The 14,930-nt window shown below is 69.3% G+C and carries 14 protein-coding genes; 8 read left to right on the top strand and 6 right to left on the bottom strand.

Annotated features, from left to right (window positions below; all coding sequences use genetic code 11):
* Nucleotides 1-9 precede the first annotated feature (9 nt).
* The 4 genes from mrdA to AC3WQZ_RS24770 all read right to left on the bottom strand — a co-directional run bounded on the left by mrdA (nucleotide 10) and on the right by AC3WQZ_RS24770 (nucleotide 5,084).
* On the bottom strand, nucleotides 10-2,316 hold the full coding sequence (gene mrdA / locus AC3WQZ_RS24755) for a penicillin-binding protein 2 (RefSeq protein ID WP_492301431.1): 2,307 nt from the start codon (nucleotides 2,314-2,316) through the stop codon (nucleotides 10-12).
* Nucleotides 2,317-2,369: 53 nt separating this feature from the next.
* A complete protein-coding gene (mreD, locus tag AC3WQZ_RS24760; protein WP_010811481.1) occupies nucleotides 2,370-2,882 on the bottom strand; it encodes a rod shape-determining protein MreD in 513 nt (170 codons plus the stop codon).
* Nucleotides 2,879-3,844 carry a rod shape-determining protein MreC gene (gene mreC / locus AC3WQZ_RS24765; RefSeq protein WP_010811480.1) on the bottom strand — a complete coding sequence of 322 codons (966 nt, stop codon included), beginning with the start codon at nucleotides 3,842-3,844 and terminating at the stop codon, nucleotides 2,879-2,881. Before mreC ends, mreD begins: the two co-directional genes overlap by 4 nt.
* Before the next feature lie 196 nt (nucleotides 3,845-4,040).
* Nucleotides 4,041-5,084, bottom strand: a complete 1,044-nt coding sequence (locus AC3WQZ_RS24770; protein ID WP_008648066.1) for a rod shape-determining protein — start codon at nucleotides 5,082-5,084, stop codon at nucleotides 4,041-4,043.
* 605 nt (nucleotides 5,085-5,689) lie between these two features.
* On the opposite strand from AC3WQZ_RS24770, the gene gatC reads away from it, so the two are divergent.
* The 6 genes from gatC to tam all read left to right on the top strand — a co-directional run bounded on the left by gatC (nucleotide 5,690) and on the right by tam (nucleotide 11,565).
* Nucleotides 5,690-5,989: an Asp-tRNA(Asn)/Glu-tRNA(Gln) amidotransferase subunit GatC gene (gene gatC / locus AC3WQZ_RS24775; protein ID WP_010811479.1), complete on the top strand. Its 300-nt coding sequence runs from the start codon at nucleotides 5,690-5,692 to the stop codon at nucleotides 5,987-5,989.
* A gap of 92 nt (nucleotides 5,990-6,081) precedes the next feature.
* On the top strand, nucleotides 6,082-7,587 hold the full coding sequence (gene gatA / locus AC3WQZ_RS24780; RefSeq protein WP_492301433.1) for an Asp-tRNA(Asn)/Glu-tRNA(Gln) amidotransferase subunit GatA: 1,506 nt from the start codon (nucleotides 6,082-6,084) through the stop codon (nucleotides 7,585-7,587).
* Nucleotides 7,584-8,060 carry a hypothetical protein gene (locus AC3WQZ_RS24785; RefSeq protein WP_492301434.1) on the top strand — a complete coding sequence of 159 codons (477 nt, stop codon included), beginning with the start codon at nucleotides 7,584-7,586 and terminating at the stop codon, nucleotides 8,058-8,060. Before gatA ends, AC3WQZ_RS24785 begins: the two co-directional genes overlap by 4 nt.
* A gap of 17 nt (nucleotides 8,061-8,077) precedes the next feature.
* Nucleotides 8,078-9,169: a dienelactone hydrolase family protein gene (locus tag AC3WQZ_RS24790; protein WP_010811476.1), complete on the top strand. Its 1,092-nt coding sequence runs from the start codon at nucleotides 8,078-8,080 to the stop codon at nucleotides 9,167-9,169.
* A gap of 90 nt (nucleotides 9,170-9,259) precedes the next feature.
* Nucleotides 9,260-10,717 carry an Asp-tRNA(Asn)/Glu-tRNA(Gln) amidotransferase subunit GatB gene (gene gatB / locus AC3WQZ_RS24795; protein ID WP_011614355.1) on the top strand — a complete coding sequence of 486 codons (1,458 nt, stop codon included), beginning with the start codon at nucleotides 9,260-9,262 and terminating at the stop codon, nucleotides 10,715-10,717.
* Nucleotides 10,718-10,794: 77 nt separating this feature from the next.
* Nucleotides 10,795-11,565, top strand: a complete 771-nt coding sequence (gene tam, locus AC3WQZ_RS24800; RefSeq protein WP_058697473.1) for a trans-aconitate 2-methyltransferase — start codon at nucleotides 10,795-10,797, stop codon at nucleotides 11,563-11,565.
* Between the two features lie 8 nt (nucleotides 11,566-11,573).
* Here the strand turns inward: tam and AC3WQZ_RS24805 are convergent, their stop codons facing one another.
* Entirely contained in the window at nucleotides 11,574-11,960 is a 387-nt protein-coding gene (locus tag AC3WQZ_RS24805) for a VOC family protein (protein WP_010811473.1), read from the bottom strand.
* 31 nt (nucleotides 11,961-11,991) lie between these two features.
* Entirely contained in the window at nucleotides 11,992-12,429 is a 438-nt protein-coding gene (locus tag AC3WQZ_RS24810) for a PaaI family thioesterase (protein WP_492301436.1), read from the bottom strand.
* Between the two features lie 174 nt (nucleotides 12,430-12,603).
* Between AC3WQZ_RS24810 and AC3WQZ_RS24815 the strand changes: the two genes are divergently transcribed.
* Nucleotides 12,604-13,425, top strand: coding sequence for a CHAD domain-containing protein (locus tag AC3WQZ_RS24815; protein WP_492301438.1), 822 nt, complete (start codon nucleotides 12,604-12,606; stop codon nucleotides 13,423-13,425).
* Nucleotides 13,426-13,496: 71 nt separating this feature from the next.
* The gene (mnmE, locus tag AC3WQZ_RS24820) at nucleotides 13,497-14,924 is read left to right on the top strand and encodes a tRNA uridine-5-carboxymethylaminomethyl(34) synthesis GTPase MnmE (RefSeq protein WP_058697470.1); all 1,428 of its coding nucleotides are present in this window, start codon (nucleotides 13,497-13,499) and stop codon (nucleotides 14,922-14,924) included.
* The last annotated feature ends 6 nt before the right edge of the window (nucleotides 14,925-14,930 follow it).

The raw sequence follows: 14,930 nt of genomic DNA on the forward strand, positions 1-14,930 counted from the left end.
GCGTCTCCTTCAGCGAGTGGCGTCGGCACCGCTGGCTGCCTTGGCAGCCACGGGCTTGACGCGTGGTTTGGGCGCGGGCGCCTTGGCCGGCACGACCGGCGCGGAAGCCGGCGGCGGCACCTTCGGCTTGCTGTGGCCCAGCGCCTGCAGCATGCGTTCATCCAGCGTCTGCACAACCGAGGCCGGTGCGATCGCGGCCGGGTCCAGCGCCGCCGCGATCGCGTCAGACGCCCCGGCATGCGCGCCCGACGCCGCGGCGACCGCGCTGGCGGCCGCGCCGCTGGCCGGCGCGCTGCCGCTCGACATCACCGTGGCGCTGGCAATGCTGGCGGTCTGGCCGGTGGTGAACACGCTCGGCGTTGCCACCGGCGGGCGGCCCGCCATGCGCTCGGCTTCCGGCGGCGCGATGGCTTCCAGCTCCGCCGGCCATTTGCCGGTCAGGTAGTAGTCCATCACCTTGCGCGCGATCGGCGCGGCCACCGCGGCGCCGAAGCCGGCGTTCTCGACGATCAGCGCAATCGCGATCCTGGGGTTGTCCGCGGGCGCGAAGGCCGTGTACAGCGAGTGGTCGCGCTTGCGCTCGTCCAGCGCGTGGTGGTTGTACTTCTCGCCCTTGGCCAGGCTGTAGGTCTGCGCCGTGCCGGTCTTGCCCGCCGATTCGTAGGCGGCGCCGGCGAACACGCGCGCGGCCGTGCCGGAATGCGTCACCGCCACCATGGCGCGCTTGATCACGTTGATGTCGGCCTGCTTGAGCGGGATCGTGTAGCTTTCCTTGGGCACGGTCAGCGTGCGCTTGCGCGTGACCGCATCCTCCACGGCCTTGACCAGGTGGGGCTTCATCACCTTGCCGTCGTTGACGATGACCGAGGTGGCCTGCGCCAGCTGCAGGATGGTGAAGCTGTTGTAGCCCTGGCCGATGCCCAGCGAGATGGTCTCGCCGTCGTACCACTTCTGCTGCTCGGGCTTGCGGTACGCCTTGCGCTTCCACTCGGTCGACGGCAGGATGCCGCGGCTTTCGCCCTCGATGTCGATGCCCGTGATCTGGCCGAAGCCCAGCGGCTTCATGAAGTCATGGATGCCGTTGACGCCCATGTCACGCGCCAGCGCGTAGTAGTAGGTGTCGCACGAATGCACGATCGAGCTGTGCATGTCGACCCAGCCATGGCCGCCCGGCTTGTCGTCGCGGAAGGTATGGTTGCCCAGCGTGAAGAAGCCGGGGTCGGACATGCCCCAGGCCGCGGTGCGCTTGCCGGTGGTCAGCGCGGCCAGCGCCATGAACGGCTTGTAGGTCGAGCCCGGCGGGTAGGTGCCGCGCAGCGGGCGGTTCAGCAGTGGCTTGTCGGGCGAGTTGTTGAGCTCGTTCCAGGTATTGGTGTCGATGCCCTCGACGAACAGGTTGGGGTCGTAGGTCGGCTTGGAGACAAAGGCCAGGATGTCGCCGGTGGACGGCTCGATCGCCACCAGTGCGCCGCGGCGGTTGCCGTAGAGTGCCTCGGCCAGCTGCTGCAGGCGGATGTCCAGCGACAGGATCAGGTTGTTGCCAGGCGTGGCGGGTGAGGTCGAAAGCGTGCGGATGGGGCGCCCGCCCGCGCTCACTTCCACTTCCTCGAAGCCGGTCAGGCCGTGCAGCTCGCTCTCGTAGCTCTGCTCCAGGCCGATCTTGCCGATGTAGTTGGTGCCCTTGTAGTTGTCGGCGTCCTTGCGCGGATCGTATTTGGCGCCGTCGGCATCGTTGGCCTCGTCCATGGCCTCGATGCGTTCCTGGTCGCGCTGCGAGATGCGGCCCAGGTAGCCGATCACGTGCGAAGCCGACTCGCCCAGCGGGTACTGCCGGAACAGCCGCGCGCGCACATCCACGCCCGGGAAGCGGAAGCGCTGCGCGGAGAAGCGCGCCACTTCCTCGTCGCTCAGCTGGCTGCGGATCGGCAGGCTTTCAAAGCTGCGCGACTCTTCCATCAGCCGCTTGAAGCGGCGCCGGTCGCGCGGCTGGATATCCACCAGCGCCGACAGGCCTTCGATGGTGTTGTCCAGCGTATCGCCCAGCTTGGACGGCGTGATCTCCAGCGTGTACGCGGAATAATTGCGCGCCAGCACGATCCCGTTGCGGTCCATGATGATGCCGCGGTTGGGCTCGATCGGCGCCACCGAGATGCGATTGTCCTCGGCCTTGGCCGAGTACTGGTCATGCTTGTACCACTGCAGCCACAGGAAGCGCGTGAACAGCAGGCCAAAGCAGATCACCGTGAACAGGGCCGCGGCCGCCACGCGGATGCGGAAGCGGCCGATTTCCAGTTCGACGTTGCGGATTTCGGTCATGGTACTGCGTTGGCCAGGGATGAGCGTTTAGGTGCGGTCAGGTGCGTGCGGCGTCAGATCGGACGCGTCTCGTCGACATCGCTCGAACGGCGCTGCGGCGCCAGCAGCAGGCTGGTGGCCAGCGGCCACAGCAGCGCCTCGATCGCCGGTGCCAGCAGCAGTTGCCAGCCCGGCAGCGGCGCGCCCATGGCCAGCCGGATCAGCACCGGCACCGCGTGCACGACGAACAGCAGCGGCAGCACGTGCAGCGCCTGGGTATAGACGGTGAACCACAGCACGCGGCGGTGGATGGTGATGGCGAAGTAGGCCAGCAGAGTGTAGGCCAGTGCGTGCTCGCCCAGCAGCCGGGCATCGTGCACGTCCATCAGCAGGCCCAGCAGGAAGGCCACGCCCATGCCCACCTTGCGCGGCTGGTGGATGTTCCAGAACACCAGCACCAGCGCCACCATGTCGGGGACCCACAGCGTGGTGCCCCAGGGCATCAGGTTGAACAGGAACGCCAGCACGAAGCTGAAGGCGATAAAGGCGGGATTGACCGGCCGCAGCAGGTATTGGGGATTGGTCACCGTGGTGCCTCCTTGGCGGGTGCGGCCTTGGCAGCCGCTGCGCTATCGGCGGCAGCGCGTGCCGCAGCGGACTTGGCGCCCTTGACCGGCGCCTCCGGCTTGGCCTCGACCGTTTCCCGCGCGGGAATGGCCGCGTCGTAGCGCACCACCAGCAGCAGGCGGTGCGCGCGCACGCCGGCCACCGGCTCGCAGTACACGCGCGAAAACGCGGTATCGGCCTTGCGCTCGATATGGACGATCTTTGCCACCGGCAGGCCCGGCGGGTAGGTGCCGTCCAGGCCCGAGGTCACCAGCAGGTCGCCCTGCTGCAGGTCGGCGGCGGCGGCCATGAAGCGCAGGTCCAGCTGGCCCGCGCGCGCGCCGCCGAAGGCCACGCTGCGCAGCCCGTTGCGCACCACCTGCACGGGGATGGCCTGGTCCTTGTCGGTGAGCAGCGTCACCTCGGACTGGAACGGCGACACGCGCGTGACCTGCCCCACCACGCCGCGCTCGTCGATCACCGGGTAGCCGGCGCGCAGGCCGTGCTGGCTGCCCTTGTCGATCACGATACGCTGGGTGTAGGGATCGCGCGCGTCATACAGGATCTCGGCGGCCGTCACCGGCGTGGCCGACTGCTGCGCCAGCCCGAGCAGCTTGCGCAGCTGGTTGTTCTCGGACTCCAGCTGCGCCTGGCGCACCGAGGCCTGGGCCTGCTGCACGGCGTTCTGGCGCAGTTCGCGGTTTTCGGTGGCGAGCATCGCCGACGACTGCGCATAGTCGAACATCGTGCGCAGTGCGTCGCGCGGCGTCAGCACCAGGCGTTCGACCGGCATCAGCACGGTGGCGGCAACCTGCCGGCCCACGCTGAGCGCGTCGAAACGGGCATCGACCACCAGCAGCGCCAGCGCGATACCCACGTACAGGACCAGCCTGGCGACAGCCGAGGTGCCTTGCTTGAAGAGCGGCGGAGGGGAGTAATCCATTTACCCGAACAAAGGCCAAAGCCCACGCGGAAACGCCCCGCCGCCCGCCGTGCCGCGCCCGGGTCCCTTGCGGGGACGGGAGCGGCACGGCCGGGCGGCGGGAACTGCCAGGGCCCGGCCCCGGCGGATGAGGCGCCGCGACGCCGCCCTGATCGCTGGATCCGGCAGGCCGCGCATCGCCACGTGAGCGTCCTTCTTACTCGTAGGAGAAGATGCTGCCGAGCTTGTCCATGCGTTCCAGCGCCATGCCGGAACCGCGCACCACGCAGGTCAGCGGGTCTTCGGCCACCAGCACCGGCAGGCCGGTTTCTTCCGCCAGCAGGCGGTCCAGGTCGCGCAGCAGCGCGCCGCCGCCGGTCAGCATCATGCCGCGCTCGGCGATGTCGGCGCCCAGTTCGGGCGGGGTCTGTTCCAGCGCGATCTTCACCGCCGAAACGATCTGGTTCAGCGGATCGGTAAGGGCTTCGAGGATTTCATTGGACGACACGGTGAAGGCGCGCGGGATGCCTTCGGACAGATTGCGGCCCTTGACTTCCATCTCGCGGACTTCGGAGCCCGGGAAGGCCGAGCCGATTTCCTTCTTGATCGCTTCGGCGGTCTGTTCGCCGATCAGCATGCCGTAGTTGCGGCGGATGTAGTTGACGATGGCCTCGTCGAACTTGTCGCCGCCCACGCGCACCGAACCCTTGTAGACCATGCCACCCAGCGAGATGATGCCCACCTCAGTGGTGCCGCCGCCGATATCCACCACCATCGAGCCCGACGGCTCGGACACCGGCAGGCCGGCGCCGATCGCAGCCGACATCGGCTCCTCGATCAGGTAGACCTGGCTGGCACCGGCGCCCAGCGCCGATTCGCGGATGGCGCGGCGCTCGACCTGGGTCGAGCCGCACGGCACGCAGATGATGATGCGCGGGCTCGGGCGCAGCAGCTTGCTGTCGTGCACCATCTTGATGAATTGCTTGAGCATCTGCTCGGTGACGGTGAAGTCGGCGATCACGCCGTCCTTCATCGGGCGGATCGCCTCGATATTGCCCGGCACCTTGCCCAGCATCTGCTTGGCTTCCTTGCCCACCGCCGTGATGGTCTTCTTGGCGTTGGGGCCGCCTTCCTGGCGGATCGCGACGACCGAGGGCTCGTCCAGCACGATGCCCTTGTCGCGCATGTAGATCAGCGTGTTGGCGGTGCCGAGGTCGATCGCCAGGTCGTTGGAGAAGTAGCTGCGGAGAAATCCGAACATCAGGAATCCTGTCTGTGGTGGTGTTCGCGGGTAGGCGAAGCGGCCGGCACCGCGAACGGCCCGGCCACGAAATACGTTGTGTTGAATACGGAATGGTTCCCGGCTTCCCGGTCCGCCCGCCGTCCGGCACGGGGCTGCCCGGGCCGGGATGGAATGGAATGGGAACGGCAATCGCCGGCGCACCGCGCGCGCCGGCCCTACGGGAACCTTTGATTAGACCCCGCGGAAAAGTTCGCGGAAATGTGCAGGCACCGGCGCACCATATCGAATCACTGCGACATGCGCTGGCCGGCCGCAGAGGCCTAATCAGAGGACCCAGGTCCGCCCTTCGGGCGCCTGTGGATGCCAGGCGCAAGCGCGCCGGCCAGCGGCCGGCTTGCGGCCATGTGGCGTAAGCGTTGCCAAGGGTCGGTAACTCGCAATGATACCTTATAATTCCTGCTGCTTCGGGCGTTTACAGCCTGAAAATACCTGTAATTCCGACGACTCCGGGGCGCCACTCCGGCGCCCCCGGTCAGGCCACGGGCCGTGCGACGCAGCCGCCCCATGAGCCAGCCGCCGGCGCAGCCCGCGCCCCCGCATCCGAGCATCCGAACCACCACGCCATGGCCCTCGCTCTATCCGACGTCAAGCGCATCGCCCACCTGGCCCGCATCGAAATCAGCGATGACGAGGCCGCCCAGACGCTTGCGCAGCTGAACAACTTTTTCTCGCTGGTCGAGCAGATGCAGGCGGTCGACACCACCGGTATCGAGCCGCTGGCCCACCCGCTGTCAGCCGTGCGCGACATGGTCCAGCGCCTGCGCGAGGACGTGGTCACCGAATCCGACCGCCGCGCCGACTACCAGCGCCCCGCGCCGGCCACCGAAGACGGCCTGTACCTGGTGCCCAAGGTCATCGAATGACCGCCGCCCGGCCCGGACCCGACGCACCCGTGCATGCCTGTCCGGCGCCGGCCACCCGCCAGTACGCCACCCCCTGATGCCAACCGACTGTCATGCCCTTTTCCGCTGATTCCGTGACCTCCCTGCGCCAGCTAGCCGATGCGCTGGCCGCGCGCTCCGTCTCCGCCGAGGAACTCGCACGCGAGTACCTGGCCCGCATCGAGCAGGCTGCCGCGCTCAACGCGTTTATCCACGTCGATGCCGAGCGGACCCTGGCGCAGGCGCGCGCCGCCGATGAACGCCGCGCCCGCGGCGAGGCCGCGCCGCTGACCGGCGTGCCGATCGCGCACAAGGACGTGTTCGTCACGCGCGGCTGGCGTGCCACCGCCGGCTCGAAGATGCTGGCCAACTATGAAAGCCCGTTCGACGCCACCGTGGTCGAACGCATGGCCGCGGCCGGCATGGTCACGCTGGGCAAGACCAATATGGACGAGTTCGCGATGGGCTCGTCCAACGAGAACTCGCATTTCGGCCCGGTGCGCAACCCCTGGGACACCAGCCGCGTGCCCGGCGGCTCGTCGGGCGGCTCGGCCGCGGCCGTGGCCGCCGGCCTGGCCCCCGCCGCCACCGGCACCGACACCGGCGGCTCGATCCGCCAGCCGTCGTCGTTCTCGGGCATCACCGGCATCAAGCCGACCTACGGCCGCGTGTCGCGCTACGGCATGATCGCCTTCGCCTCGTCGCTGGACCAGGCCGGCCCGATGGCCCATAGCGCCGAAGACTGCGCGCTGCTGCTCAACGCCATGGCCGGCTTCGACCCCAGGGACTCCACCAGCATCACGCCCGCGCAGGGCGGCGTGGACGAGGACTACACCCGCCTGCTGGGCCAGCCGCGCGCCGGCGCCACTACCGAGCGCCCGCTCGCCGGCCTGCGCATCGGCCTGCCGAAGGAATACTTCGGCAAGGGCCTGTCGGCCGACGTCGAGCAGGCCGTGCGCGCCGCGCTGGCCGAGTATGAAAAGCTGGGCGCCACGCTGGTCGAGGTGACGCTGCCAAAGACCGAGCTGTCGATCCCGGTGTACTACGTGATCGCGCCGGCCGAGGCCTCGTCCAACCTGTCGCGCTTTGACGGCGTGCGCTACGGCCACCGCGCGGCCGAATACCGCGACCTGCTCGACATGTACAAGAAGAGCCGTGCCGAAGGCTTCGGCGCCGAGGTCAAGCGCCGCATCATGGTCGGCACCTATGTGCTGTCGCATGGCTACTACGACGCCTACTACCTGCAGGCGCAGAAGATCCGCCGCATCATCGCCGACGACTTCCAGCGTGCCTTCGCCCAGTGCGACGTGATCATGGGGCCGGTGGCGCCGACGGTGGCGTGGAAACTGGGCGAGAAGACCTCGGACCCGGTGCAGATGTACCTGGCCGATATCTTCACGCTGTCGACCAGCCTGGCCGGCCTGCCCGGCATGAGCGTGCCGTGCGGCTTTGGCGACGCCGGCATGCCGGTGGGCCTGCAGCTGATCGGCAACTACTTCGACGAGGCGCGCCTGCTGCAGACCGCGCACGCGTTCCAGCAGGCGACCGACTGGCACCTGCGCCGTCCGGGCAAGGCATGAACATGGCCGCGCGCTCCTCGCTGACCCTGCGCCTGATGGCCGCGGCCGCGCTCGCCGCGGCGGTGGCCGGCTGCATCCCGCTGCCGGGCGGGCTGGGCCGGCCCGCTCCAATCGCCAGCCGCGACATCGACCTGGCCGGCGACTGCCGCCGCACCGAGGAAGACGGCTTCCGCGAAGACGCCCAGCTGCGCGTGTCGGACAACAGCGTGCAGCAGCTGTCGTGGAAGCTGTGGGTAGGCAAGCGCGGCTCGTGCAGCTTCAACCTGGCGGACTTCCGCCAGGTCCAGAAGAAGCCGCATATCGAGCTGCGCGCCAATGACGGCAGCGGCTGCAAGCTGATGGTCTGGCAGGACCCGCGCCGCGTTACGCTGGCGCACGCCAACTGCCAGCAGCGCTGCACCCCCGGCGTCTACGAAGAAGCCTGGCCCGTGATGTTCGAGCCGGGCAGCGGCGCCTGCGCCCGCACGCGCTGAAGCCACCGAAGCCGGCCATGACCCACGCACCCGCCACTCCGCAACGCTCACCGCGCACCGCCCGTCCGGCGGTGGCGGTGCTGCGCGCCGCGGTGGCACTGGGGCTGGGCGCATGGCTGGCCGGCGCATCCGCGCATACACCGGAACTGCCCGCGCCCGCGCTGGCGCAGCCGGCGCCGCTGACGCCCGCCGGCGTGCTGGCGCCGAATGCGGTGAGCCGGGCCGCGCCAGGATCCGCGGCCACGGCACCCGTGCCGGCGCAGCGTGTCCAGCTGCGCGGCGATGCGGCCACGCCCGCGCTCACCGCCTACTGGTTCCTGCCGCGCGAGGGCGCCACCCCGCGCGCGCTGCCGGTGGTGGTGGCGTTGCACGGCTGCGGCGGCCTGCTGTCCGCGCGCCCCGCGCGCGCGAGCGCGGCGGGTGCCGCCGGAACCGCCCAGGCGGACGTTTCCGGACTGCTGCAGCAACGCTACCGCGAATACGCGCACTGGCTGAACGAGCGCGGCTATGCCGTGCTGATGCCCGACAGCTTCAGCGCGCGCGGCAGGCCCCACGGCATCTGCTCCGAACCCATCGACGCGCGCGGCATCGACGACCGCACGCGCCGCGCCGATGCGCTGGCCGCGCTTCGCTGGGTGGCGCAGCAGCCGGCGGTCGACACCGCGCGTATCGTGCTGCTGGGCTGGTCCAACGGCGCGCAGGCGGTGCTGGCCACCGTCGATGCCAGCCGCCCGTGGCCGGCCGGCACGCCCCAGGTGGAGCGCGCGGTGGCGTTCTACCCGGGCTGCAGGCGCGCCGTGCAGCAGCACAACTTCCGCCTGCGCGCGCCTATGCTGCTGATGATCGGCGGCGCCGACGACTGGACGCCCGCCACCCGCTGCGCCATGCTGCAAAGCGCGGTGCTGGCGCGCCAGCCGGGCGCGCGCTTCCGGCTGGAGATCTACCCCGGCGCCTATCACGGCTTTGACGGCACCAGCGAGCTGCATATGCGCCGCGACGTACCGGCGGGCATGCGCAAGACCCAGGGCGTCACCGTCGGCGGCGATGCGGTGGCCCGCGTGGCCGCGCTGGCCCAGCTCGACTCATGGCTTGCCAGCCCCGACCCCTGAGGGCCGGGGCAAGACCAGACTGAACCCCGGGGCGGCTGCGCCGCTCCACCGCAACAGACAGAACCGAAAGAACCGAACAGGAATACCGCCATGCAATGGGAAGTGGTGATCGGCCTCGAAACGCACGCTCAGCTTTCGACGGCCTCCAAGATTTTTTCCGGCACCTCCACCGCCTTCGGGGCCGAGGCCAACACGCAGGCCTCGCCGGTGGACCTGGCGCTGCCGGGCGTGCTGCCGGTGCTCAACAAGGGCGCGGTCGAGCGCGCCATCCAGTTCGGCCTGGCGATCGGCGCCACCATTTCGCCGCGCAGCGTCTTTGCGCGCAAGAACTACTTCTACCCCGACCTGCCCAAGGGCTACCAGATCAGCCAGTATGAGATCCCGGTGGTACAGGGCGGCACCATCACCATCCAGGTCGAAGGCAGGAAGGGCGAGTTCTACGAAAAGACCGTCAACCTGACCCGCGCCCACCTGGAAGAAGACGCGGGCAAGTCCCTGCACGAAGACTTCGCCGGCATGACCGGCATCGACCTGAACCGCGCCGGCACCCCGCTGCTGGAAATCGTCACCGAGCCCGACATGCGCAGCGCCGCCGAAGCCGTGGCCTATGCCAAGGCGCTGCACTCGCTGGTGGTGTGGCTGGGCATCTGCGATGGCAACATGCAGGAAGGCAGCTTCCGCTGCGACGCCAACGTGTCGGTGCGCCCGCTCGGCCAGAAGGAATTCGGCACCCGCCGCGAAATCAAGAACCTGAATTCGTTCCGCTTCCTGCAGCAGGCCATCGAGTACGAAGTGCAGTGGCAGATCGCCGAGATCGAGGACGGCCGCAAGATCCAGCAGGCCACCGTGCTGTTCGACCCGGAAACGGGCGAAACGCGCGCCATGCGCACCAAGGAAGACGCGCACGATTACCGCTACTTCCCAGACCCCGACCTGATGCCGCTGGAAATCGACGCGAGCTGGGTCGAGCGCGTGCGCGGCGAGCTGCCGGAACTGCCGGTGGCGATGCAGGCGCGCTTTGTCTCGCAGTACGGCCTGTCGGCCTATGACGCCACCACGCTGACCGCGACCAAGGCCTTCGCCGCCTACTACGAGGCCGTGGTGGCCGACGCCGGCGCCGCCAACGCCAAGCCCGCGGCCAACTGGCTGATGGGCGATGTGGCCTCGCAGCTGAACCGCGAAGGCATCGCCATCGACGCCGCACCGGTCACGCCGGCGCAACTGGCCAGGCTGCTCGCGCGCATCGCCGACGGCACGGTATCGAACAACACCGCCAAGAAGGACGTGTTCCCGGCGATGTGGGCCGGCGAGCACGGCGGCGATGCCGACGCCATCATCGCGGCCAAGGGCCTGAAGCAGATGTCCGACACCGGCGAGCTGGAGAAGATCATCGACGACGTGCTGGCCGCCAACGCCAGGTCGGTCGAGGAATTCCGCGCGGGCAAGGAGAAGGCGTTCAATGCGCTGGTCGGGCAGGCGATGAAGGCGACCAAGGGCAAGGCCAATCCGGCGCAGGTGAATGAGCTGCTGAAGAAGAAGCTGGGGTAAGGGCTGGCTGACAGGGCCAGCGAACCGCTGCGGCAGGCGTATCCTACTGGCCTGCTCTAAAAGTCAGGAGATCCCCCATGAGCTGGTCCGCCCACCAATACGTCGCCTTCGAAGACGAACGCACCCGCCCGGTCCGCGACCTGGTGGCTGCCATCCCCAATGAGATCGCGCGCAGCGCGGTGGATATCGGCTGCGGGCCGGGCAACTCCACCGAGGTGCTGCTGGCGCGCTATGCGGGGGCGTCGGTGACCGGGCTGGACAGCTCGCAGGACATGGTCGATGCGGCGCGCAAGCGCCTGCCCGCGGTGCAGTTCCGCGTGGCCGACATCGGCGCCTGGGACGAGGCCGGGCCCTATGACGTGATCCTGGCCAATGCCGTGCTGCAGTGGCTGCCTGACCACGCCAGCCTGTTCCCGGCACTGGTATCCAGGCTCGCTCCCGGCGGCACGCTGGCCGTGCAGATGCCGGACAACCTGGAAGAACCCGCGCACCGGCTGATGCGCCAGGTGGCGGCGGAAAGCCCGTGGGCAGAAAAGCTCGCCGGCGCCAGCAAGGCCCGCGCCGAGCGTGCCCCGGCGCAGTGGTACTACGAGCTGTTGCGCCCGCTGTGCCAGCGCGTGGACGTATGGCTGACCACGTACCACCATCCGCTGGCGGGCGGCCCGGCCGCGGTGGTGGAGTGGTTCAAGGGCAGCGGCCTGCGCCCCTTCCTGCAACCGCTGGACGAGGCCGAGCGCGCCGCCTACCTGGCGCGCTACCAGACCGAGATTGCCAAGGCGTACCCGGCGCTGCCGGACGGGTCGGTGCTGCTGCCGTTCCCGCGCCTGTTTATCGTCGCGACGCGCTGAGGCCAGCCCTACGCCGGCTTGTGGCACACCGCTTCGATGTTGTGCCCGTCCGGATCCAGCACGAAGGCGCCGTAGTAGTTGGGGTGGTAGTGCGCGCGGATGCCCGGCGCGCCGTTGTCGCGCCCGCCCGCGGCCAGCGCCGCGCGATGGAAGGCATCGACGGTCTCGCGGCTGTCCACGCGGAAGGCCACATGCAGCGGCGGCTGGTTGGGCGTGCCGCGGTGGATCCAGAAGTCGGGTTGCCCCGGTGGGCCGAAGCCTGCGACATCGGTGCTGCCGGTGACGCTGGCCGGGAATTCCTTGTCCAGCACATAGCCGATGGCGCCCAGCGCCGCCTGGTAGAAGGCGCGGCTCTTGCCGTAGTCACTGACGCTTACGCCGGTGTGGTCGATCATGGGTCGCTTCCTTTCAACGGTGGGAGAGGGCTCAGGCCAGGTCCAGCACGCTCATGGTGGCGTTCAGGCGGCTGACCAGCACCGATTCACCGTGGACGTCGGCGAAGACATCCGCCTCCACCACGATGATCGAACGGCCGGACTTGAGCACATCGGCACGGCAGCGCAGCCGTTCGCTGCGCACGGCCCTGAGCAGGTTGATCTTGAACTCCGCGGTGACCACGTGCTGGCCTGCCTCCAGGATGGTGGATGCCGCCGCGCCCGCGGTGTGGTCCGCGATGGTGGCCTGCACGCCCGCATGGACGATGCCGCCGTGCTGCAGGTGGCGCGGCGCAATGGCCAGCGTGGATTCGCACCAGCCGGGCCCGCAGTCCGCCAGCGTGATGCCGACATCGTTGACAAAGGCGGCCTGGCGAAAGCCCGCCTCGATGGTGTCGCGCAGCAGAAGCCGTTTCTGTTCGGTGGTCATGGCTGTTCCTTGTCGGGTCACTGCATCACCGGGATGTGCGCATTGCAGCGTGAAGGCGCGGGGCTGTCAACCATCCATGCGCCTGTTACGCCGCGCGGAAGCGGGCCGGCGTGCCGTCGCCTACACTGGAAGCATCCGCGACCCGAGTGCGCGCCTGAGCGCATGCAGCCCGCAATGATCGCCGACACCCATCCCCCCACACTGCGCCGCAAGACGCGGCCCGCCGCGGCCTTTGCCGCGCTGACGCAGGCAAGCCTGGCGCGCATCGAAGCGAGCCTGGCCCAGTTGCTGCGCCGCGACGAGCCCGAAGACCTGCACGCGCTGCGCGTGGCGGTGCGCCATGCGCGCGCGGTGCTCTGGGCCCTGGGGCCGTCGTTGCCGCGGCAGGAGCGCGATCGCTGGAAGCATGACCTGCGCATGCTGGCGCGCGCCACCAGCGACGTGCGCGACTGGGACGTATTCCTGGCCGAAACCATTGCCCCGGCACGCAAACTGGAACCGGACGATACCGTGCTGTCGGCCATCGCCGACACCGCCCGAGAGCGCCGCGACACCGCACGGCAAACCATGCTGGCGGCCCTGGCCGGTTACCGTGACTGGCCGCTGCCAGCGCTGCATCGCGACCTGGCGCACCTGGCCCAGCTGGCCGCCCGCACCCGCAATGGCGGTGGCCGCCTCGGGCCCTTTGCGCGCAAGCGCGTGCGCCGCGGCCGCAAGCGCCTGCGCGCGCTGGCAAAGGCCGCACGCCGCGGCGATCCCCGCGCGGTGCATGAGCAGCGCATCGCCGGCAAGCGACTGCGCTATGTGATCGAGGCATTCGAGCCGGTGCTGCCATCCCGCTACACCAGGGACCTGCATCGCAAGCTGGTCAAAGGGCAGGCAAAGCTCGGCCGCCTTGTCGACGGCATCGTCGCGCGCCGGCTGCTGGCCGATTGCCTGCAGGCGCAGGCAATGCCGGACGAGGCGCCGCCGCGCCCGCTGCCCGGTGCCAGCTGACCACCCGCCCGCCATGGCGGCCTGCCCACCGCGTGCCACGCCAACCGCACCCGATCTGCGACAATAGCGCCATGACTGCTCCCCAGGTTCCCATTGCCGCCATCGCCACCGCGCCCGGACGTGGCGGCATCGGCGTGGTGCGCGTGTCGGGCCCCGATGTTGGCCCCGTGATGCGCGCCGTCTGCGGCCAGGCACTGAAGCCGCGCCACGCCACCTACCTGCCGTTCCTCGATGGCCATGGCAAGGTCATCGACCACGGCCTGGCGCTGTATTTCCCGGCGCCCAATTCCTATACCGGCGAGGAAGTGCTCGAGCTGCAGGGCCACGGCGGGCCGGTGGTGATGCAGATGCTGCTGACACGCTGCCTGCAAGCGGGCGACGGCATCGGCCTGCGCCTGGCAGAGCCCGGCGAGTTCACGCGGCGCGCCTTCCTCAACGACAAGCTCGACCTGGCCCAGGCCGAGGCCGTGGCCGACCTGATCGAAGCCAGCACCGAGGCCGCGGCGCGCTCGGCGGCGCGTTCAATGGAGGGCGAATTCTCCAACGCCATCCGCCAGCTTGTGGACAAGGTCATCCACCTGCGCATGCTGGTCGAAGCCACGCTGGACTTCCCCGAAGAAGAGATCGATTTCCTGGAACAGTCCGACGCGCGCGGCCAGCTTGCCACCATCCGCACCGAACTGAGCGGCGTGCTGGCGCAGGCGCGCCAGGGCGCGCTGCTGCGCGAGGGCCTGTCGGTGGTGCTGGCGGGCCAGCCCAACGTGGGCAAGTCGTCGCTGCTGAACGCGCTGGCCGGCGCGGAGCTGGCCATCGTCACGCCCATCGCCGGCACCACGCGCGACCGCGTGCGCGAGACCATCCAGATCGACGGCATCCCGCTGCATATCATCGACACCGCCGGCCTGCGCGAGCATGCCGCCGACGAAGTCGAGCGCATCGGCATCGAACGCACCTGGGACGCTATCCGCCGCGCCGACATCGTGCTGCACCTGGTCGACGCCACCGACTACCTGCGCCATGGCCTGTCAGAGACTGACGACGCCATCGACGACCAGCTCAGCGGCCAGCTGCCGCCGGGCTCGCCGATCGTGCGCATCGTCAACAAGATCGACAAGGCGCCCGCGGTTGGCGATGTCGTCTTCGGCGGCAACCGCCCGCACGTGGTCGCCGCCAACGGCCCCAACCCGACCGAGATCTGGATCTCGGCGCGCACCGGGGCCGGCATTGAACTGCTGCGCCGTGAGCTGCTGCGGCTGGTGGGCTGGCAGTCGGGCAATGAAGGCAACTTCCTGGCGCGCGAGCGGCACCTGACGGCGCTGCGGAATGCGCAATCGCACCTGGATATCGCCGCCGAGCAGGCCGAGCACCAGGCGCAGGCGCTGGACCTGTTTGCCGAAGAACTGCGGCTGGCGCAGGATTGCCTGAACAGCATTACGGGTGAGTTCACCAGTGATGATCTGCTGGGGACGATCTTTACGCGGTTTTGCATCGGAAAATAAGGCGCA

The sequence above is a fragment of the Cupriavidus sp. FW305-26 genome (assembly GCF_058787975.1).

What these genes read in the sequence shown, in the direction of transcription:
- AC3WQZ_RS24810 (WP_492301436.1), bottom strand. Translation starts at nt 12,429, where the DNA reads ATGACCACCGAACAGAAACGGCTTCTGCTGCGCGACACCATCGAGGCG.
- AC3WQZ_RS24790 (WP_010811476.1), top strand. Translation starts at nt 8,078, where the DNA reads ATGACCCACGCACCCGCCACTCCGCAACGCTCACCGCGCACCGCCCGT.
- gatC (WP_010811479.1), top strand. Translation starts at nt 5,690, where the DNA reads ATGGCCCTCGCTCTATCCGACGTCAAGCGCATCGCCCACCTGGCCCGC.
- tam (WP_058697473.1), top strand. Translation starts at nt 10,795, where the DNA reads ATGAGCTGGTCCGCCCACCAATACGTCGCCTTCGAAGACGAACGCACC.
- AC3WQZ_RS24815 (WP_492301438.1), top strand. Translation starts at nt 12,604, where the DNA reads ATGATCGCCGACACCCATCCCCCCACACTGCGCCGCAAGACGCGGCCC.
- mnmE (WP_058697470.1), top strand. Translation starts at nt 13,497, where the DNA reads ATGACTGCTCCCCAGGTTCCCATTGCCGCCATCGCCACCGCGCCCGGA.
- AC3WQZ_RS24805 (WP_010811473.1), bottom strand. Translation starts at nt 11,960, where the DNA reads ATGATCGACCACACCGGCGTAAGCGTCAGTGACTACGGCAAGAGCCGC.
- AC3WQZ_RS24785 (WP_492301434.1), top strand. Translation starts at nt 7,584, where the DNA reads ATGAACATGGCCGCGCGCTCCTCGCTGACCCTGCGCCTGATGGCCGCG.
- gatA (WP_492301433.1), top strand. Translation starts at nt 6,082, where the DNA reads ATGCCCTTTTCCGCTGATTCCGTGACCTCCCTGCGCCAGCTAGCCGAT.
- gatB (WP_011614355.1), top strand. Translation starts at nt 9,260, where the DNA reads ATGCAATGGGAAGTGGTGATCGGCCTCGAAACGCACGCTCAGCTTTCG.
- mreC (WP_010811480.1), bottom strand. Translation starts at nt 3,844, where the DNA reads ATGGATTACTCCCCTCCGCCGCTCTTCAAGCAAGGCACCTCGGCTGTC.
- mrdA (WP_492301431.1), bottom strand. Translation starts at nt 2,316, where the DNA reads ATGACCGAAATCCGCAACGTCGAACTGGAAATCGGCCGCTTCCGCATC.
- AC3WQZ_RS24770 (WP_008648066.1), bottom strand. Translation starts at nt 5,084, where the DNA reads ATGTTCGGATTTCTCCGCAGCTACTTCTCCAACGACCTGGCGATCGAC.